Here is a 673-nt window from a genome sequence, read left to right on the forward strand (position 1 = left end):
ACGCTAAATTAGAGAATAAAAGCATTACTGGCTTTTATTGCATGGCGCATGCCCGCAGGAAAATATTTGACGCTCAGACCAATGATAAAGCCAGGGCAGAGCATGTACTCACAGAAATGCATAAGCTGTATGAAATAGAAGAAGCATGCCGGCAGCAACAATTAACCATTACGCAGATCAAAGAAAAGCGGAGCAAAGAAGCGTTACCTATACTGCAGCAATTGGGCGAATGGATGAAAAAAGAATATGAGCAGCTTCGACCAAAGACAGCCATTGCACAAGCCTTTGCCTACAGTATAAAACGATGGGAAGGATTAAGCCTGTATGCAACAACCGGCAACCTGCACATTGACAATAACGCAATTGAAAGGTGCATGCGATCTGTAGCTATTGGCAGAAAGAACTACTTGTTTTGTGGTTCTCATGAGGCAGCAAAACGAGCTGGTCGTCTATATTCCCTATTGGTTACCTGCAAACTCAATGATGTAAACCCATACGAATGGCTTAAAGATGTATTAAGTCAAAACATCCAGGAAACACCTATCAACAAAATCAAAGAGCTGCTACCTCACAACTGGAAAAAGAACAGACAGCAAAAAATAGAAAGCACTTCTGCTTAGAGCAAAACTAATAACTATTTTACTATCCATTGTTAAACTTCCCGGAGGGATAC

1 protein-coding gene is annotated in these 673 nt (G+C 41.2%); it reads left to right on the plus strand.

The features are described 5' to 3' along the window. Window positions 1–620: IS66 family transposase (gene tnpC / locus AC59IL_RS38945; RefSeq protein WP_496557672.1), on the plus strand; the 620-nt coding region annotated here is incomplete at its 5' end. Window positions 621–673: the final 53 nt, after the last annotated feature.

The sequence above is a fragment of the Niastella sp. sgz303648 genome (genome assembly GCF_059587045.1).